This is a genomic window from Pseudoalteromonas sp. NEC-BIFX-2020_002 (assembly GCF_013002825.1).
Lineage (GTDB): Bacteria > Pseudomonadota > Gammaproteobacteria > Enterobacterales > Alteromonadaceae > Pseudoalteromonas > Pseudoalteromonas neustonica.
On the sequence record NZ_JABEPJ010000014.1, the window covers coordinates 86043 to 109014 of the forward strand.

Consider the following 22972-nt stretch of genomic DNA (forward strand, 5'->3'; position numbering starts at 1 on the left):
AAAGAAGTGCATAATGATAATAAAAAAAATAATACTTAAAACATTACTGTTCATCATATTTATTCTCAGCTATAGCCCACAAAGCTATGCTGAGCAATCTCTTGATCAACAAACCTTAATGGTCTATTTACCAAGCGCCTTTGTTGCGCTGGTTTTACCGTACCTGCTATTTACCATATATAGACTGCGCCGTTCCCGAAAGCAACTCCGGTTGTCAGAACATCGTTTAAAAAGCACTGTAGAAGGCAGTGGAGACACTTTGTGGGATTGGAATATAAAATCTGGCTCAGTGTTGAGAATAAATGATAAATACATGATGGATAAAAACGCCACCAGTGATTTCCCTCCTAATAAAACTCTTATTCACCCAAATGATGTTGCAAATGTCGCTCTGTTATTAAAGCAGCACTTTGCTGAACAAAGTGCATTTTTTGAAGCCAGCTACCGTATAAAAGATAGCTTAGACCGTTGGCATTGGGTGCTTGATAGAGGAAAGATCATCGAAAAAGATGGCAACCTAAATCCATTGCGCATGACTGGTACTGTGCGTGATATCACCCAACTGAAATCCACAGAGGCACGTCTTAACTTATTTGCAAAATGTGTTGAGTCGCTTACTGATGCGCTCGCAATTTATGACAAAGATTTTAATTTAGTTGATTTAAACCCTAGCTTTTTAAGTCAATTTGGGGGAAATCGCGATAACTACCTAAACAAACCTTTTACTTTGCATGGCTACGAACAAAGCTATATAGATGAAATAAAAAATACCGTAAAACAAACAGATCACTGGCAGCAAGAAGTAAAACTACGCAATAGCGAGCGCAAATTATTACCGATTGAAATTTCAATTGATGAAATAAAAAACGAACAAAATCAAATATGTAATTACGTAATCGTTTACTCTGATCTTACAGAACGTAAAAAAGCCGAATCACAATTGCATAACTTATCAAACCGCGATCGAACAACCGGCCTGCCCAATCGAAACTTATTTTTTACTAACTTAAAAAAGTTAGCCAGACAAAATGAGCACCATGCTTTACTTGTGTTTGATTTAGATGATTTTAAAAAAATTAATGACTCATTAGGCCATCAACTTGGCGACAGTTTATTAGCAAAATTAGCAATGCGCTTAAATAAACTAACACGAGAAAAAGATGTTTTTTATCGCTTAGGCGGCGATGAATTCGCTTTAGTTATGTCTGGTACAAACGATATCCACACCATTACCCGCATGGCAAAACAATTTTTAGCAGCCATAGCCACTCCATTTAAAATGGCTGGTCATGAACTCGTGATCACTTCAAGTGTTGGTATTGTATTATTTCCTGAAGACGGTAATACCCCTGAACTGCTGCTTAAAAATGCCGATACAGCCATGTATCACGCAAAAAAGAAGGGCAATAGCTACCTGTTTTTTAATGACACGATGAATCGTCAAGCAGTTAAACGCTTACAAATTGAAAACCTTATGCGTTTTGGTTTAAAAGAAGATCATTTTGAAGTGTATTATCAACCAAAAATGAACATTCGTACTGGAAAGTTCACTGGGATGGAAGCATTAGTGCGCTTTATCACCCCTAAAAAAGGGATAATTAGTCCTGGTGTATTTATTCCAATAGCAGAAGAAACAGGACAAATAATTGAGATTGGTGAAGTAGTATTAAACAAGTCATGCAGAGATGTAAAAGAATGGTTAGATGCTGGTTTATTCAACGGTCGTGTTGCCGTTAACCTCTCAGCTAAGCAATTTAGTTTACCTGATTTAACCACCCGCATTGACGTTATACTGCAAAAGAATGAGCTCCCCTCATACTTTTTAGAGCTCGAAATTACTGAAGGCACGGTAATGGATGACCCGCAAGATGCCATTTCAATTATGCGCTCACTTAGCGCACGGGGAATTCATTTAGCTATGGATGACTTTGGAACTGGTTATTCATCACTGGCGTATTTAAAACAATTTCCGTTAAACACATTAAAAGTAGACAAAGCATTTATAGACGACATGAAAACAGAGCGTGGCCGCAACATGGTTGACTCAATTGTAACGATTGCTCATAACCTTGATCTCCATGTGGTTGCTGAAGGCGTTGAGCAAGCAGACCAAATCACTATTTTAAAAGAGTTAAACTGCGAAACCATGCAAGGCTACTATTACTCTAAGCCGCTCTCTAAAGCTGAGTTTACTGTTTTTTTAGAAAAGCAACAAAGTGAATCCGCACTGAGCCTTGTTCATCAAGCTTAAGGCAGCCAAATACACGCTTGCCTCCCGTTACACCGTAAAAGAGCACGTCGATAATGTAAATTAAATAAACACCACGCTACAGGGCCTAACAGCCCTGCAAGGACTATCCAACGCTTTACTGGCATGCCTTTTTTAATCACTTCTAAATACATAATAACAACAAACACAATACTGATTAAAAAATAAAGCAAACCAACAACACCATTCAGGTCAAAAATCAAGCGGGTAGTTTAACCAAAGCTCAAATAAATTTAAAGTGTTATGCTAGGGCGTGTTGACCTTTGTGGATTGAAATTTGTTCAATTTAGGGGCGATTTAATCGCGGCGCGAGGTTTGTAACCTAGTGGGCTAAGTAAAAATCGAGCAAAGCTTCCGCGTCCTGCTCACGCCCCTTACCTACATCCGTGTAGGCAACAAAGAGTTAATCGCCCCTAGGTAGAACCCTTTGGGCAGCGCATGTTTGGCATTTATACTGCGTTATCGCCTATTTATGGGGAACAACCACACGACATAGGCTCTGCCTTGCCTAAATACCAAACATACTGCTGCAAAATCAATCAAGAAAGGTCAACATGCCCTAAAAATGATGGCGAAAAAAAACCAGCCAAAGCTGGTTTTAAATTACTACGCTATACCTATTTCATTAAAGTGGTGAGGTTTGACTCTCTCACTTTAATAACGTTGGTATGTCTGATTTACTTTTCAGCACGGCCCATAAATTTTTGTTCTGCGGTATTAATACGAATGCGGTCACCCGTAGAAATATGCTCTGGCACTTGAATGATCAAACCCGTTGATAGACGTGCTGGCTTTGAACGTGCGCTCGCAGATGCACCTTTAATTGATGGGTCAGTCTCTTCAACCACTAATTCAACACTTGATGGTAAATCTAAGCCCACAGGTGCGCCATCAATGACTATAACGTGAACACCTTGCGTTTCTTCGTTCACGAATAAAATTTCTTCGCTGATAGCCTCTTTATTCAAGTTGTATGGCGTATAATCTTCGTTATCCATGAATACATACTCTTCACCATCGATGTAAGAGAACATTGACTCACGGCGAATTAAATCTGCCAATTTAAGCATATCGCTATCTTTGAATGTTTCATCAACTTTACTGCCCGTGACTACATCGTATAAACGCATACGATACAAACTACCGCCAGCACGGCCTTGCGGTACAGATCTAACAATATCTTTAACAACTAGCACGCGGCTATTAAACTCTATAGCAGTACCTTTTTTAACTTCACTCGCCTTAGGCATTAGTGTATTCCTATAATTTATAAATCCACAGAAACATACCACGAACTGGGTATTCTTCAATAGAAACAAAGCAACTTAACGATAGTTTTTGTGCAATTAAACAATCAAACGCCGCCTAATGGCGGCGCTGATTATAGTTTAGTCAATCTTAAAAGCGTACTTTTACACCTGCAGATAACTCACCAACATCATTTTTTGTCACTTTATAATAGGTGTATTTAAGTAGTAGCTCGGTATTTTTATATACCGAATAACCTAATGCAGCACCTGCGTACGGCTTAGTGTCATGTTCTTTATGCTCTAACATCGCACCTCCAGTAATACCGCTTTGTATTTCATACTGATGGCGGTATGCACCTAAAAATAACGTTGCACTTAATGACTCTACTGGCTCAAAACGATAGCCAATTTCAGTAGCAATCCCTTTAGGAAGAACTGGTACGTAGCGTGAGTAGTCGATATGAACACCGTCTGGGTTAGTTGTATCTGCCGTTAGCTCAACACGTCCTTGCCCTAAATCAATGTATCTTAAACCAACCTGCCAATTTTTAGTCAGATCATAATAAACACCCAGCGACCAGCTTGTATCTGTATCATCCACTGATATTAAATTTACGTCGTTATCTGGTTTAGCTAATGCACTTTTTGCTTTAGCTTGTCCTAAGGTCCCCTCTATCGACCATGTATCAGCCATTGCACTAGTACTCAACAAACAACTTGTGGTAATAATTGCAAAACCTGGTAGTAGTGACTTTCTACGGCTAATAACAAGCACTGAAATCAATAATAACCCTAAGCCTCCCATACTGCCTCCTGATGATTTATTACTAATGGCAACTGACTTAACTGCTTTAACAGTGACTTCAACTTGCGCCGCTGATTTAGCTCCTTTACTATCTTTAATAGTGTAATCAATTGTATCCACTCCTTCAAAGCCAACTTTTGGTGTGTACTGCAATGTACCGTTTACATTAATTGCTGTACTTCCTTGCATGGCTTTTGCGTTTACAATAAATAACTCATCGCCATCTATATCTGTATCGTTACGAAGTACGTCAATTTCTATTGATACTTGATCGTTTGTTGATGCCGTATCAAACACTGCAGTTGGTGCATTATTAGTTACAAGGTTCACTTTAGCGGTGCTATTTGATGTACCACCTTGTCCATCACTGATACTGTACTCAATCGTTGCAACACCAACAAACGCTGCAGGCGGAGTATAAAGCAACTGATTTTCAACAATACTCACTTCGCCAAAATCAACGGTTACACCAGTAAGTGACAGTGAATCACCATCCAAATCTGTATCATTTTTTAATACATCAATTGTAATAGATTCACCTGCACCGATCGTTACCTCATCTGGATTAGCTTGCGGTAATTGGTTTGTGGAGCGAACAACTGCTACGCCACCTGGGTCAACAATAGAGCGGTTTGCTTTTCCATCATCATCATTTGGGCCGCCATCAACAATTTGTAGTTGTACACACCATGACCCTTCAATTAGCCCTGTGGTCCATTCATTACTGCGTGGTGGTGGACAATAACCTGGCTCGCCTGCCGCCGAGAGTATTTGGTTCTCGCCTGTTGTTACAAAATCAACCCACTCGCCTTCTTTTAGCTTTCTATAAACCGAGTTTTGCGAAATTGGGTTTCTTTGTGGCAGCACAATACTGTAAGTATCGCCTGCATTAGGTAAACCTGAGGCGATAAAGTCAAATAACCCGCCAATATTTACCGCATCATTATCTGCTGGCAATTCACTATCGAGCAATTGTACACCACCGGTTGCATTTTGTGAGACCGTGATCCCTTTTCTGATACAGACGCCAGGTTCACCTTCAACCAAGAACTCATCACTATCTTTGGCTTGCTCTTGCATAACATTACATTCACTGATGGCATCAAGGTAATCAGGGATACCGTCATTATCGCTATCGCTGTAACCTTCTTGATCATCTGGAATTAAATCTCCATCGGAGTCTTGCTCTGTTAATGTTGCAAGAGCCTCAATAACCTCAACATAGACTTCTTTGGTTGTTGATAAACGAGGTTCACCATCATCTTCTGCCGTTACTGATACTTTGTAAACACCCGCAGTAAGAGACTGTGTTGAGAAAGTAAATTCACTCTCATTCGTACTGGTATTGATAAGCTCATTATCAATAGATAGCCAACTCAAGCTAACGTTATCGTTTGGATTCACATCCTCGACAAGCCCTGTAATGGTGACAAGTTCCTCACCGATAGTCACCAACGATCTACCTTGCCCACCTTGATGAACAGATGTTGTAATTGTTGGTGCTACGTTATCTTCAACAATAGTAATCGTGGCTGTTGATCTCGCGCCTAGGTTCAGCGTATCAGTCAGTGAAATTGTAATTGTTTCATTGCCTTCAAGCTCTGAGTCAGCAAATACAGTGAAGTTAACTCGCCCTTGAACACCACTTTCAATGATTAATTCACCTGATGTTAAATTGTGATCTGAACTATCAGCAGTTCCTAAAACTGTATACGGTATAGTTACTGGATATACAGGTGATTCACCATTTAAGAATACACTAAACATGTGTGTCTGATCTTCAGCAACTTGACTATCTTTGCTCAAAGAAATCAGTGGATTAATATTAATATTTTGTGTCGCGATTGCCTCAAGTCCATTACCATCAACTGCTTTCCAATACACTAAATGGCTACCTGGAGCAAAGAGTATATTTGGGCTTACCAATGATACCCCGATTCGATTACCTTGACTGTCAGATGCAAGCGGAACCCCTAAGTTCACTTTAGTAAATAACCCCTTCGCATTAACATTAACATCGGCCGGTGTTTCAATAGTTGGCAAACCTATGTCCAGTTGATTTATTGTTAACTTAGCCGTTGATTTACTACGCGCTTTATCAGGGTCTTCAATCAAATAATTAATTTGAATCGTACCCTGCGTACTTGCTTGCGCATTATAAACAACCAATCCATTTTCAATAGTGACAGACCCTACGCTTGCATTTGCTCCTATTATATTTAATTGCTGCTCATCAGCGTCTGTGTCGTTTGCCAGCACATCAAGCGTGTAAATGTTCTGCTCGTTTTCATCAAACGAGAATACATCAGGATTTGCCACAGGAAGGTCATTCACCGAGGTTACATTTAAGCTCGCTGTAGCGACTGCAGATTGTTCTGCGCCATCACTTGCTAAATACGTAAAGCCATCAGCACCAAAGTAGTTCAGGTTTGGCGTGTAAGTAAACGACGTTCCTTGCTGACTTAATGTACCAAACTGCGGCTGTGACATAATAACTAATGTTAATACATCCCCATCAGCATCTGTTATCGTTGGTGAAAACGAAATTGCGTTATCTTCAAGTAAACTCAGCGAAATACTTTGCGCAACTGGCGCTTCATTTGTGTCATTAACCGTAATTGAAAACGATACTAAGCTAGCACTTAACTGCGCATCACTGACGCTGATCACAATGCCTGCTTGCGTGCCTACATCATTATTTGTTGGAGTGCCACTAAGCTGACCTGTCGCTGCATCGAAGTTTGCCCAACTTGGCTTGTTCGTGATGCTAAAGCTCAGCGTATCACCGTCCATGTCTTGTGCGCTTGGTGTAAAGCTATACGCTTCATCCTCGTTCACTTGCGTTGCGGGTATCCCACTGATACTTGGTGCATCATTGGTATTGATTACCGTAATGCTAAATGGCGCTAAGCTTTGCGTTTGCGTGCCATCACTCACACTGATAATTATATTGCTGTAACTGCCTACTTGCTCATTCAGCGGGGTGCCGCTTAATTCGCCCGTTGCGCTGTTAAAGCTTAACCAACTTGGTTTGTTACTGATACTAAACGTTAAGGTGTCGTTGTCTGTATCACTTGCTGTAGGGATAAATTGATAGCCGCTGTCTTCGTTCACTGACGTCGCAGGCGTACCACTTATCAACGGTGCGTCATTAACGCTCGTCACTGTGATTGCAATATTTGCTACATCTGAATTAAGCTCGCCGTCATTGGCGACAACGCTGACTGAGTCACTGCCATTAAAGTCACTGTTTGGTGTGTACACCAAACTATTGCCCGTTAAGCTTACGCTGCCATTGACCGCATCCGTCACCACGGTATAACTCAGGCTTTGCCCTTCAATGTCTTCGCCCGATAAGGTCACGGTTAAGGCCGTGTCTTCATCTGTTGAGACTGCTTGCCCTGCGAGCGTTGGCTTGTCGTTAATCGGGGTTATCGTTAGTGATACGGTGACTTCATCCGAATCAACCTCGCCATCATTGGCCACAAACGTAAAGCTGTCTGCGCCATTGGCGTTCGCTGTCGGGGTGTAAAGCCAGCTGTCATTACTTTGTTGGATTAGGCTTCCTTTTGTTACCTCATCCACAATGCGATAGCTCAGTGTATCTTGGTCTACATCTGTCGCGACTAACGTCAACAAGATTGAACCATCTTCATCCAGTGTTTGCGCTTGTGCGCTGGCCACGGGTTTGTCGTTCACTGACGTTACTGTCATCGTCACTGTGGCAACATTTGAAACTGCACCTTGGCTGTCTTTTACTGTGTAGGTAAAGCTGTCGTCACCAAAGAAGTTAGCATTGGCTGTATAAATAATCGCCCCTGCACTGGTCACTTGCGTTTGCCCGTTCGCTGCATCACTCACAATTGTTACACTGCTTGCATCCAGACTGTCGCCTTCATCTATGTCACTGTCATTACCCAGTACGTTGACCTCAAACTGCCCTTCCTCTTGCAGTTGCGCCGTATTATCAAGTGCGACTGGTGCGTCATTAATGGCGTTAATCGTCAGTGTCACTGTGGCTGCTTGTGAGGCCAGCCCTTCACTGTCTGTCACTGTGTAAGTAAAGCTGTGAACGCCATTTATATCCGCTTTTGGCGTGATGGCTAAACTACCATCTAAATTCACGCTGACACTGGCAAAGCTGTATTCACCGACGCCATCGCCTTTATCTTCTAACAATACATTCGCGCCGTTAAATCCTTGGTCTTCAACGTCTGAATCATTCGCTAAAATGGCCACACTTGTTACTGTGTCTTCATCGGTAGTCACCGCATCATTCGCAACAACCGGACGGTCATTCACTGCACCTATGTTAACGGTGACTGTTGCGGTGTTTGATACTAAACCATCACTGTCTGCAATGGTGTACGTGAAGGTGTCTTGGCCTACTTCATTACTATTTGGTGTGTATACAAAAGTCCCTGCGGTTTCATCAATAACCACTTGCCCTTTACTTGGCGAGCGAACCACGGTAATTGCGCCTGTTGGTATTGTATCTTCAACATCGGTAGCTTGTGCTTTGAGTGCTGTCGCGTCAGATGCCGTATCTTCTTGCGTACTAATTACTATCGTAGCCGCAACCGGTGCATCATTAACAGGGGTAATATCGATGGTCACTGTTGCGGTATTTGATGTATTTCCTGCTGCGTCTTTAACTGTATACGTAAAGCTATCAGTGCCTGTTTCGTTTAGCGCAGGTGTATATGTCGCAACCCCATTGGCAATGGTCACATTACCTTTTGTAGGCGCCACTAACACGCCAGCAGATGCAACGACCATATCGCCTTCGGCGTCTGTGTCGTTATTGGTCAGACTAAATGTTACACCAGTGTCTTCATTGGTCTGCGCGGTATCATCTTGTGCTACTGGTGCATCTGCTATTGCATTGATTGTCAGGGTTGCGGTGTATAAAGGTGATAACTCACCTGAACTATCTTTGATTTGATAAGTAAAGCTGTCGCTGACATCCTCCCCACCATTATGAGCATAACTAAAGCTACCGTCCGCTTGCGCTGAGAGTTCACCAAATTGCGGCTCACTTACAATGACCAAAGATAAACTATCTCCACTATCGGTGTCGTCATCAGTGGCGTTATTTAACAATCCATTGGCACTTGTCACCGTCAGCGTTTGTGCTTCATTCAATGTGAATATTGCATTTTGTCCTACCGGTGCATCGTTGGTGTTTGTCACTTCAATTGCAAAGGCCGGTAAGCTTACGCTCGCAGTTCCATCTGATGCACTTATTACGACCCCTTGCTGTATACCGACATGTTCATCTGCTGGCGTACCGCTGAGCGTGCCAGTATTAACATCAAAATTGAGCCAGCTTGGCTTATTACTGATAGAGAACACAAACACACTGTTATCAACATCACTGATTGTTGGCGTGAATAAATACGCACTGTCTTCTGCTACGGTTGTACTCGGTGTGCCCGATAGAACTGGGGCGTCATTGATATTAATAACTTCCAAGTTAAAGGCTGGTAACGCAGTGCTTATACTGCCATCACTGACGCTGATCACAATGCCTGCTTGCGTGCCTACATCATTATTTGTTGGAGTGCCACTAAGCTGACCTGTCGCTGCATCGAAGTTTGCCCAACTTGGCTTGTTCGTGATGCTAAAGCTCAGCGTATCACCGTCCATGTCTTGTGCGCTTGGTGTAAAGCTATACGCTTCATCCTCGTTCACTTGCGTTGCGGGTATCCCACTGATACTTGGTGCATCATTGGTATTGATTACCGTAATGCTAAATGGCGCTAAGCTTTGCGTTTGCGTGCCATCACTCACACTGATAATTATATTGCTGTAACTGCCTACTTGCTCATTCAGCGGGGTGCCGCTTAATTCGCCCGTTGCGCTGTTAAAGCTTAACCAACTTGGTTTGTTACTGATACTAAACGTTAAGGTGTCGTTGTCTGTATCACTTGCTGTAGGGATAAATTGATAGCCGCTGTCTTCGTTCACTGACGTCGCAGGCGTACCACTTATCAACGGTGCGTCATTAACGCTCGTCACTGTGATTGCAATATTTGCTACATCTGAATTAAGCTCGCCGTCATTGGCGACAACGCTGACTGAGTCACTGCCATTAAAGTCACTGTTTGGTGTGTACACCAAACTATTGCCCGTTAAGCTTACGCTGCCATTGACCGCATCCGTCACCACGGTATAACTCAGGCTTTGCCCTTCAATGTCTTCGCCCGATAAGGTCACGGTTAAGGCCGTGTCTTCATCTGTTGAGACTGCTTGCCCTGCGAGCGTTGGCTTGTCGTTAATCGGGGTTATCGTTAGTGATACGGTGACTTCATCCGAATCAACCTCGCCATCATTGGCCACAAACGTAAAGCTGTCTGCGCCATTGGCGTTCGCTGTCGGGGTGTAAAGCCAGCTGTCATTACTTTGTTGGATTAGGCTTCCTTTTGTTACCTCATCCACAATGCGATAGCTCAGTGTATCTTGGTCTACATCTGTCGCGACTAACGTCAACAAGATTGAACCATCTTCATCCAGTGTTTGCGCTTGTGCGCTGGCCACGGGTTTGTCGTTCACTGACGTTACTGTCATCGTCACTGTGGCAACATTTGAAACTGCACCTTGGCTGTCTTTTACTGTGTAGGTAAAGCTGTCGTCACCAAAGAAGTTAGCATTGGCTGTATAAATAATCGCCCCTGCACTGGTCACTTGCGTTTGCCCGTTCGCTGCATCACTCACAATTGTTACACTGCTTGCATCCAGACTGTCGCCTTCATCTATGTCACTGTCATTACCCAGTACGTTGACCTCAAACTGCCCTTCCTCTTGCAGTTGCGCCGTATTATCAAGTGCGACTGGTGCGTCATTAATGGCGTTAATCGTCAGTGTCACTGTGGCTGCTTGTGAGGCCAGCCCTTCACTGTCTGTCACTGTGTAAGTAAAGCTGTGAACGCCATTTATATCCGCTTTTGGCGTGATGGCTAAACTACCATCTAAATTCACGCTGACACTGGCAAAGCTGTATTCACCGACGCCATCGCCTTTATCTTCTAACAATACATTCGCGCCGTTAAATCCTTGGTCTTCAACGTCTGAATCATTCGCTAAAATGGCCACACTTGTTACTGTGTCTTCATCGGTAGTCACCGCATCATTCGCAACAACCGGACGGTCATTCACTGCACCTATGTTAACGGTGACTGTTGCGGTGTTTGATACTAAACCATTACTGTCTGCAATGGTGTACGTGAAGGTGTCTTGGCCATTTTCATTAGCCGCAGGCGTATAGATTAAAGTGCCATCATTTTGGTTAATACTCACAGACCCTTTGACTGGTTGGGCGATAAGCGAAATATCACCGGTCGGTACCGTATCTTCCACATCAGTGGCCGTGCTTCTTACTGTTAATGCACTTGTTGGTGTATCTTCATCCACCATTTCATTAAAGTTACTCGCTACAGGTGCATCATTTACAGGGGTAATAACGACTGTTACGGTCGCTTTTTCAGAGGTTAACCCCGTGCTGTCTTTCACTGTATAAGTAAACGTGTCTGTGCCTGATACATTACTCGATGGTGTATAGGTTACCACGCCATTAGCAATACTAACCTGCCCCTTTGTTGCTGCATCAACAACAGCCGCTGAAGAAACAACCATGTTATTCTCAGCATCACTGTCGTTAGCAACCACGTTAAAGGTAATCGGGGTGTCTTCATCTGTAGTAGCTGAATCATTAACAACCTCTGGCGCATCTTCTATCGATGTAATTGTAAAGCTCACCGTTTGGATTGCTGATTTTTCGCCTGCGGTATCTACTACTTGATAAGTAAAGCTGTCAGTTGTGGTTTCACTGCCATCGTGTTGATAACTAAAGCTACCATCACTATTAAATGTTAATGTCCCCGATGTTGGGTCGGTTACTTTTACAGCTGTTAATGTATCATCACTATCCGTGTCGTCATCGGTCGCCGTACTCAATACACCATCTGCAGCCACTTTGGTAAGTAGCGCACCTTCATCTAAGCTAAACCCAAAGTGTTCACCAATAGGCGCATCATTGGTATTTTTTACTTCAATATTAAATGTCAGTGGATCACTGTCCTCGGTCCCATCTGATACCTGTATACTCACATTCGTCGTGGTACCAACATCCTGATCGGTAGGTGTGCCTGAAAGTAAACCTGTCGCAGTATCAAATGTAGCCCAGCTAGGCTTATTTGTTATGCTAAAGGTTTGTGTGTCAGCTGTATCAGGATCTGTGAGTGTTGGCGTAAAGCTATATTCAGCATCTTCATCTATAGACGTTATTGGCGAACCAGATAACACAGGTTTGATATTGTAACGCTTGATAACCGAAGTCGTTACGTCATCTGCTTCATTTCCAGCTGAATCCGATACAGCCACTGATAATGTTAATGTCCCCTCATTTAAATTGGTTACATCCACGTCAGTGATTTCTGCCGTTACCGCACTTATGGTGGTAGCAGCACTGCTAGATACTATATTTGAACCATCTGTTATTTGGTATGTAAATGAGCCACTTCCCTCTAGAGAACTCAAAGTAAAGCTTAACGCTGCTTCATTGCTTCGATTAATTTCAGTTTGCGTAATTGCTGCACTGTGCCCTGTAGGGTCAACATTATCAAGCGTAATTACTTTTGTTGCTAAATCAGACAGGTTACCCGCACTATCCGTCTGAGTTGCGCTAACCGTTAGCGTGCCATTATTTAGTGAACTAATATCCAATTCACTACCTGATAATGTCCAATTACCGCTGGCATTCGCAACAACATTTTGGCTTACTCCTGCGATATCCACGGATACAGTCGCACCTGACTCAGCCCCCGAACCTGTGATCTCAACATCGTTATCTTCATCTTTATTAACAATGCCGTCACCCTCTATAGGTGTATTAATGACGAGTGTACTCGGTGTTTGATTATCTAAAACAATCGTCGTAGTTGCCGCCGTTGAGGTATTCCCCGCGCTGTCAGCTTGTGTTGCTGATACCGTAAGCGTGCCATTATTCAGCGCGCTAATATCCAATTCGTTGCCTGACAAGCTCCAATTACCGCTAGTGTCAGCTGTGGTGGTTTTAGTCACACCGTCAATACTGACTGTAATTGTTGCGCCCGATTCTGCGCCGCCACCTTGCACGAGTACATCGTTATCCTCGCTGGCATTCACTTTGCCATCGCCTTCAATTGGCGTGGTGATCGTCAGTGCATTCGGCGCTTGGTTATCGAGTGTGATTGATGTGGTTGCCGCCGTTGAGGTATTCCCTGCGCTGTCGGCTTGTATTGCCGACACCGTAAGCGTGCCATTATTCAACGCGCTAATATCCAATTCGTTGCCTGACAAGCTCCAATTACCGCTTGAATCGGCCGTGGTTGTCGTACTAACCCCACCCACGTTAACCGTCACGGTGGCGCCTGATTCTGCGCCGCCACCTTGCACGAGTACATCGTTATCCTCGCTGGCATTGACTTTGCCGTCGCCTTCAATTGGCGTGGTGATCGTCAGTGCATTCGGCGCTTGGTTATCGAGTGTGATTGATGTGGTTGCCGCCGTTGAGGTATTCCCCGCGCTGTCAGCTTGTGTTGCTGATACCGTAAGCGTGCCATTATTCAGCGCGCTAATATCCAATTCGTTGCCTGATAATGTCCAATTACCGCTCGTGTCAGCTGTGGTGGTTTTAGTTACACCACCAATGTTAACCGTCACGGTGGCGCCCGATTCTGCGCCGCCACCTTGCACGAGTACATCGTTATCTTCGCTGGCATTGACTTTACCGTCGCCTTCAATTGGCGTGGTGATCGTCAGTGCATTCGGCGCTTGGTTATCAAGTGTGATTGATGTGGTTGCCGCCGTTGAAGTATTCCCCGCGCTGTCAGCTTGTGTTGCTGACACCGTAAGCGTGCCATTATTCAGCGCGCTAATATCTAGTTCGTTACCTGACAAGCTCCAATTACCGCTCGTGTCAGCTGTGGTGGTTTTAGTCACACCGTCAATACTGACTGTAATTGTTGCGCCCGATTCTGCGCCGCCACCTTGCACGAGTACATCGTTATCTTCGCTGGCATTCACTTTGCCATCGCCTTCAATTGGCGTGGTGATCGTCAGTGCATTCGGCGCTTGGTTATCGAGTGTGATTGATGTGGTTGCCGCCGTTGAGGTATTCCCTGCGGTGTCGGCTTGTGTTGCCGATACCGTGAGCGTGCCATTATTCAGCGCGCTAATATCCAATTCGTTGCCTGATAATGTCCAATTACCGCTTGAATCGGCGGTGGTGGTTGTCGTCACGCCGTCAATACTGACTGTAATTGTTGCGCCTGATTCTGCGCCGCTACCTTGCACGAGTACATCGTTATCCTCGCTGGCATTGACTTTACCATCGCCTTCAATTGGCGTGGTGATCGTCAGTGCATTCGGCGCTTGGTTATCAAGTGTGATTGATGTGGTTGCCGCCGTTGAGGTATTCCCCACACCATCTACTTGCGTTGCCGACACCGTAAGCGTGCCATTATTCAGCGCGCTAATATCCAATTCGTTGCCTGACAAGCTCCAGTTACCGCTTGAGTCGGCCGTGGTTGTCGTACTAACCCCACCCACGCTAACCGTCACGGTTGCGCCTGATTCTGCGCTGCCACCTTGCACGAGTACATCGTTATCCTCGCTGGCATTGACTTTACCGTCGCCTTCTATTGGCGTGGTGATCGTCAGTGCATTCGGCGCTTGGTTATCAAGTGTGATTGATGTGCTCGCCGCCGTTGAGGTATTCCCCGCGCTGTCGGCTTGTATTGCTGATACCGTAAGCGTGCCATTATTCAGCGCGCTAATATCCAACTCGTTGCCTGACAAGCTCCAATTACCGCTCGTGTCAGCTGTGGTGGTTTTAATTACACCACCAATGTTAACCGTCACGGTGGCGCCTGATTCTGCGCCACCACCTTGCACGAGTACATCGCTATCTTCGCTGGCATTGACTTTGCCATCGCCTTCAATTGGCGTGGTGATCGTCAGTGCATTCGGCGCTTGGTTATCGAGTGTGATTGATGTGGTTGCCGCCGTTGAGGTATTCCCTGCGGTGTCGGCTTGTGTTGCCGACACCGTAAGCGTGCCATTATTCAACGCGCTAATATCCAATTCGTTGCCTGACAAGCTCCAATTACCGCTTGAATCGGCCGTGGTTGTCGTACTAACCCCACCCACGTTAACCGTCACGGTGGCGCCTGATTCTGCGCCGCCACCTTGCACGAGTACATCGTTATCCTCGCTGGCATTCACTTTGCCGTCGCCTTCAATTGGCGTGGTGATCGTCAGTGCATTCGGCGCTTGGTTATCAAGTGTGATTGATGTGGTTGCCGCCGTTGAGGTATTCCCCGCGCTGTCAGCTTGTGTTGCTGATACCGTAAGCGTGCCATTATTCAGCGCGCTAATATCCAATTCGTTGCCTGATAAGCTCCAATTACCGCTTGAATCGGCCGTGGTTGTCGTACTAACCCCACCCACGTTAACCGTCACGGTGGCGCCTGATTCTGCGCCGCCACCTTGCACGAGTACATCGTTATCTTCGCTGGCATTCACTTTGCCATCGCCTTCAATTGGCGTGGTGATCGTCAGTGCATTCGGCGCTTGGTTATCAAGTGTGATTGATGTGGTTGCCGCCGTTGAGGTATTCCCTGCGCTATCTACTTGTGTTGCTGATACCGTAAGCGTGCCATTATTCAGCGCGCTAATATCCAATTCGTTGCCTGATAATGTCCAATTACCGCTCGTGTCAGCTGTGGTGGTTTTAGTTACACCACCAATGTTAACCGTCACGGTGGCGCCCGATTCTGCGCCGCCACCTTGCACGAGTATATCGTTATCCTCGCTGGCATTGACTTTACCATCGCCTTCAATTGGCGTGGTGATCGTCAGTGCATTCGGCGCTTGGTTATCAAGTGTGATTGATGTGGTTGCCGCCGTTGAGGTATTCCCCACACCATCTACTTGCGTTGCCGACACCGTAAGCGTGCCATTATTCAGCGCGCTAATATCCAATTCGTTGCCTGACAAGCTCCAGTTACCGCTTGAGTCGGCCGTGGTTGTCGTACTAACCCCACCCACGCTAACCGTCACGGTTGCGCCTGATTCTGCGCCGCCACCTTGCACGAGTACATCGTTATCTTCGTTGGCATTGACTTTACCGTCGCCTTCAATTGGCGTGGTGATCGTCAGTGCATTCGGCGCTTGGTTATCAAGTGTGATTGATGTGCTCGCCGCTGTTGAGCTATTCCCTGCGCTATCTACTTGTGTTGCTGATACCGTAAGCGTGCCATTATTCAGCGCACTAATATCCAATTCGTTACCTGATAATGTCCAATTACCGCTTGAATCGGCAGTGGTAGTTGTCGTCACGCCGTCAATGCTGACTGTGACTGTTGCGCCTGATTCTGCGCCGCCACCTTGCACGAGTACATCGTTATCCTCGCTGGCATTGACTTTGCCATCGCCTTCTATTGGCGTGGTGATCGTCAGTGCATTCGGCGCTTGGTTATCAAGTGTGATTGATGTGGTTGCCGCCGTTGAGGTATTCCCCGCGCTGTCGGCTTGCGTTGCCGATACTGTGAGCGTGCCATTATTCAGCGCGCTAATATCTAGTTCGTTGCCTGACAAGCTCCAATTACCGCTTGAGTCGGCCGTGGTTGTCGTACTAACCCCACCCACATTAACCGTCACGGTTGCGCCTGATTCTGCGCCACTACCTTGCACGAGTACATCGTTATCTTCACTGGCATTCACTTTACCGTCGCCTTCAATTGGCGTGGTGATCGTCAGTGCATTCGGCGCTTGGTTATCTAAGCTGATGGTCGTGGTTGCTGCCGTTGAGGTATTCCCTGCGCTATCTACTTGCGTTGCTGATACTGTAAGCGTGCCATTATTCAGCGCACTAATATCCAATTCGTTGCCTGACAAGCTCCAATTACCACTTGAATCGGCCGTGGTTGTCGTACTAACTCCACCCACATTGACAGTGACTGTTGCACCAGATTCAGCGCCAGCGCCAGTGATCAGCAAGGCATCATCTTCTGCAGCACTGACCTTACCATCTGTTGAGATCGGAGTAGTAATTGTCAATGTATTTGGTGTTTCATTATCAAGTGTGATTGATGTGGTTGCCGCCGTTGACGTATTACCCGCACTATCCGATTGAGTTGCTGAAACACTCAAACTACCATTATTTAACGAACTTATATCTAGTTCATTACCTGCAAGACTCCAGTTACCACTTGCATCGGCGGTAGCAGTTTTAGTGATCCCGCCAATATTTACAGTAACGGTTGCACTTGACTCTGCACCAGAGCCTTGCACCAGTACATCATTATCTTCTGCTGCATTAACTTTATTATCAATTTCAATTGGCGTTGTAATCGCAACAGCACTTGGTATTTGATTATCTAAAATAATTGATGATGTTGCGGCTGAAGATGTATTGCCCGCGGTATCTGTTTGCGTCACATTGATTGATAATGTGCCATTATTCAATGAACTAATATCAAGTTCATTGCCACCAGCAAGTGTCCAGTTACCGCTGCCATCAGCAGTAACAGTTCCTATCACACCATCAACCGAAACTCTTACCGACGCGCCGGCCTCAGCTCCACTGCCAGATATAACAACATCATTGTCTTCACTGGCGTTTACTTTACCATCACCTTCTATTGGTGTCGTAATTGTTGGCGTACTCGCACCAGCATCAATCGTGATGCTAAGCAATGCTGATAATGTACTATTATTTCCTGCCAGATCTGATGCATAAGCCGTTATTGTGTGTGAACCTGCTGATATAGCCGATGAAGGTGTGAAACTCCAAATACCACCAGCGGGGACTGTAACAGTACCTAAAACACCGTCGACATTTGAAGTCAGTGTAATAACATCTCCCACTGTCGCAGTACCATTTAAAGTCGGTGTGGTATCTGTTGTTATATTATCTGTATTTGAAGTTCCTGTATCACTGGCAGTATCTAAGTCAGGTATACTTGGCGTGCTTGGCACAACAGTGTCGAGTGTAATAGCAATACCCGTTGACGCAACGGATACATTGCTAAGTGCGTCAGTCGCTTTTGCTGTAATCGTGTGTACAACATTTGCTGTCAGTTCACTCGTTGTGATTTCCCATGTTCCATCGGTTGCAGTGCCAGTACCAATTACCGCATTACCCGTTTGATCACTAAGCAAGGTAATACTTGCCCCCACCTCTGCTAGGCCTGATAACGTTGGTGTAGTGTCATTCGTATAATTATCAGTATTTAAAGACCCTGAATCTGAGCTTGCAATTAAATCCAGTGAAGTAGGTGCATTTGGTGCTACATCATCAGTAACAGTAATAGAAAATGATTCTTGGAAGGTCGATGTACTATCATCCGATTGTACGCAAACTATGTACGTACCACCTGAAATTGCGGACTGAGTCTCTAAAATACTGCCATTTATTTGAAAGCTACTATTGCCTGTATTAGACGAGCAACTACCACTTGTCGAGGTATTTGGTGCCACCAACGTATATGTATGACTGGTATCATCAAGATCAGTTGAACTGATTGTTGCAACATCAGCTCCTGAAGCTGTGACAGATTGATTAATAGTTGTTGCAGATAATGAAATATCAGTAGGCGCATCATCTAGCTGCGTAATTGTCACTGTAGCCTGATTAGTTCCGGTACTGTTTAGTATTCCATCGGAGAATGTATAATTTAATGAAACTGAGCTTGACGGATCATCTGAGTTATTAGCATACGTCAAGGTTTGTAATACAGCATCAACCACCGCAGAACTAGCATTACTATTAAATGTTAAAACCAACGTTCCTGCGGAGTTGGTTGTAACAGTCCCGACGCTATTACCGTTATAAGTGAATAACTCACCTTCGGTAAGTACTCCTAAAAGGCCCGAATTACCAAATACATCTTTACTGCTTGCGCCACCGCTTCGATTAATCGTTAAACTTGCATTATTGTAATTTCCAACACTGCCATTGAGCGCATCAAGCTCAGTGTCGGCAATAGTTACGTCACTATCCAGAACAACAGCTGTCCCATTTTCTATAAATGTCGCCCCTCCATTGAGAGCACTAAATACAGGCGCTGAATTTGCTGAAATAAAGGTAATAACGGTATCTGATCCGCTATCAGCAACAGTAAATGCAAGATCATTGCCTGGTGCATTAGTCAGTGATAGCGTTAATTCTGAAATATTAAAATCAGTGGCATTCGTATCAACTTCTAATGTACTAGTACCATTAAATTGCACGTTTGCGGTTGAAAGACCCGTTACACCCGTTACGGTAATTGTGTCTCCAACCGCTAAGTCTGTAATCGTATCGCCATTGAGCTGTGAACTACTGCCAACAAAATTATCGTTGCCAGCATTACCTGTTAAGGTATCGGTTCCACTTCCTGGGCGCAAAGTATCAGCGCCAGAGCCGCCTTTAAATGTATCGTCACCATTAAAGTTTGATGATGTGATAGATAAAATATCCGAACTAAATGCACTTGCATCTAAGCTCACTGATGCCGAGATAGCACTACCGCTGGCATTTGAGAATGACACAGTGGCGCCATTAGTATCAAAGTTATCAGACAACGTAATTGTGGTGTTACTATTTGTACCTAACGACAACGCCTCAATATCTGAGACCGTTGTGTTCGTAAAATTAAACGTACCACCGTCCATTAATTTCAACGTATCAATACCAGCAGAGCCTGTGATAGCAGTGCCAAAATCACTTATATTATTCGCATCAATAGATACCGTTGCCGCAGACGATAAGCTCAATGTACCAATATTAAAAAATGAACCTGCTGTTACATCCGCACCATCGATTGCACTTACACTATCGGCTACTGTCGGTTCGCCGAATAAAGTACCACTAAAACCAGCAGCACCAATTGCAAACGTGACCGAGGTATTACTAGAATTATCACTTATATTTTGAGTTGCTGAACTCACTGTTATAGTGCGGCTATTTGAAGAGTCATCCCCCACATTATATGTTTCAACATCAAAGAGTGTAGAGAAATCTCCATCCCCAGTAATATTCACAGTTTGCGTACCGAGAGCGGATATAGTGCCTGTAAAAGCAGCTTGTTGCGAGCGCGTCATAGACACTGTTGCGCCACTGGCCAACGTTAAATTTTCAATATCGCTAATCGTAGCTGCCGTGATATTAGCACCCGTTGAAAGGGACAATGTATCGTTGACTGTACCCTTACCTGTTAGTGCTCCGGTTAATGTTAAACTACCCGCAACAAAAGTGACGGCATCTGTTTCTGAATTCGCGGTTATATTTTGAGAAGCAGAACCAATTGAAATCGTTCGCGTATTTGTGCTGTCATCACCAATTGAAAATGTTTCAATATTGCTAAGCGTCGTTAAATTACCATCACCCGATACAGTAATAGTTTCAGATCCAGGCGCTGTTACTGTGCCTGTAAATAAGCCGACTTGTGATGCTAAAAAATTAACCGATGAGTTGGATGCTAAGGTCAGGTTTGCAAAATTAGATACTGTAGCGCCTGTTATATCAGCACCTGTTGTCATGCTTAAGGTGTCGCTGCCACCATTTGCATTGAGTGTACCCGAAACCGTTAAACCGGCAATATTTACCGTATCTGCGCCCGCGCTACCGGTTATATTTTGGGAGCCATTTGATAGCGTAATTGTATTTGCAGTGCTCAACACATACGTTTCAATATCACTCGCAGCAACTAACCCATCCGTTGTCGCAGAAATAGTAATTTGATCTGTACCTGCGCCTGAAATTGTAGAAAACGCATCATGCTGCGCTTCTTTCATCGTGACAGATACGCCGCCGCTCAAATTAAGCGTTTCAAAGTTTGAAATCGTTGCCGCCGCTAAACTCGCGCCATCAGCTAGCGTAAGTGTATCTGTGCCATCCCCACCATCGAGAGTTCCTCGGTACGAAAAGTTGGAAATATCGACTGAATCAGCTAAATTACTGCCTGTAACAGACTGATCTCTATCTACAAGCGTTAATGCAATTGGTGTATTCAAAACGTATGTTGCAATAGTACTATTGGCCGTTAAATTTGCATCGCCCCCACTGCCTGCTGCAATTGTAAATATGGGAGCACCGCTCCCCGAAATAGTCGTAAATTGCTCATGCTGCGCTTCACTTAGCGTTAAAGTGGCGCTGCTAGGCATTGTTAATGTTTCAAAGCCTGTTAATGTAGTAAAAGCCGTTAAATCGGATCCAGTCGGAACGTGAATGGTATCTGTACCAGTACCACCATCAGCCACTGAACCTGTAATATGTGATGGATTGCTTATCGTTAATGTTTCGGAGTCACTACTAAACGTTATTGCCGGATTTAAATTTGTACCATCTAAGGTGCTAAAACCCGCTGCTGTAGAGCTAGCTGCTGTAAGATTAGCCACTGAAATTGTCGCGGTACGGCTAGTACTGTTTTCAGTGCCATCATTGATAACAACTGACACTGTCCGCGAAGTTGTGTTGGGCGACGAACTGGTATTGTTATACGTGATTGCTTTAAGGAAAGTGGTAACTTCAGCCGTTGTTGCAGTTGCACCTGTAATAGAAATTGTGTCTTGTAAACTAATATCTGATGCACCACTTACACCCCCAAGTGCATTTTGCGCACTGGCAGATACATTAAGACCTTCAAACACCCCGTCTTGATCATTTGTTAATGCAACGGTTATTGTTGTTATTGAGTCGCCATCACTATCACCGGCTTCAGCATCGGGTGCAATCACGGTAGCAGGGCTGCCTTCAGTAAACGCCGAAAAACTCCCTGTACCTGGAATCCCACCATTTAAATCAACAGCTGGGGCTGAATTTGTAGAAGTACCTGCGGCACTCAAAGACACATTATACATACTCTCATTTGCATCAGTGTTGCTAATTCTTAAATTACCTGATATCCCACCAACTGTTGTCGTTTGTACAGTTACAAGTATCGTACATTGCATACCTGAGCTTAATGTTTGACCATTCGTAGCACATGTACCGCCTGTAATTGAAAAGTCGCTACTTCCACTTGTTATAGAAACAGCCGTAGTCGTTAAATTACCAGTGCCTTCATTTTTTACCGTAAAGGTTTTTGTTGTAGTTGCTACACCATCCGCTGCAACACTGCCAAAGTCTTCGCTTACAGTTGTCGATCCACTTTCTTCAACATCTATTTCTGGCGATGACCCACAAGCGCCAACACTACCACCTCTCAAAGTACAGCTAGAAGAGCTTACAGTGGTGCACGCCCCGCCTGGTAGGGTGCAGTTTGCACTTGCAAACACCTTTCTTATTAGTAAATCACTTTTTACTTGTGTATTATCGCCCTTAACAATACTTACTTTTTGTTCATTCGTTTCAAGTAATCCCTGCTCTTTTAAAAAGCTTAATGTATTATTTATATCTGGGTTTACTAAGTGTGATTGGGCTTTTTGCCCTCGACTAAATGTCGAAAATGGGCTTTTTGACTCTATACCAACTATTTCATCTTCAGTTTCTCGCGCTAACTTTTTTGAAAATTGTTTTAAATCTACAGCTTCATTTACTGTTTCTGCGTAAGCCCCGCTAGCTATTACTGCAGAAATCGCAACCCCTAAAAAAGTTTTATTTAAGCTTAAACGTTCCATGAT

The 22972-nt window shown here is 44.4% G+C and carries 3 protein-coding genes; 1 reads left to right on the forward strand and 2 read right to left on the reverse strand.

What is annotated here, in order from left to right:
• Window positions 1-13 precede the first annotated feature (13 nt).
• Window positions 14-2251 (forward strand): EAL domain-containing protein, encoded by a 2238-nt coding sequence (locus HJP15_RS15675; RefSeq protein ID WP_054206050.1) that lies wholly within the window; start codon window positions 14-16, stop codon window positions 2249-2251.
• Between the two features lie 695 nt (window positions 2252-2946).
• On the opposite strand, the gene efpL is transcribed toward HJP15_RS15675, so the two are convergent.
• Both efpL and HJP15_RS15685 read right to left on the reverse strand, forming a co-directional pair.
• Window positions 2947-3519 (reverse strand): elongation factor P-like protein EfpL, encoded by a 573-nt coding sequence (efpL, locus tag HJP15_RS15680; protein WP_054206052.1) that lies wholly within the window; start codon window positions 3517-3519, stop codon window positions 2947-2949.
• 148 nt (window positions 3520-3667) lie between these two features.
• A complete protein-coding gene (locus HJP15_RS15685; RefSeq protein ID WP_170174103.1) occupies window positions 3668-22969 on the reverse strand; it encodes a tandem-95 repeat protein in 19302 nt (6433 codons plus the stop codon).
• Window positions 22970-22972: the final 3 nt, after the last annotated feature.

Excerpts from the sequence above, each read along its gene's own strand:
- HJP15_RS15675 (WP_054206050.1), top strand. The coding sequence starts at position 14 with ATGATAATAAAAAAAATAATACTTAAAACATTACTGTTCATCATATTT.
- efpL (WP_054206052.1), bottom strand. The coding sequence starts at position 3,519 with ATGCCTAAGGCGAGTGAAGTTAAAAAAGGTACTGCTATAGAGTTTAAT.
- HJP15_RS15685 (WP_170174103.1), bottom strand. The coding sequence starts at position 22,969 with ATGGAACGTTTAAGCTTAAATAAAACTTTTTTAGGGGTTGCGATTTCT.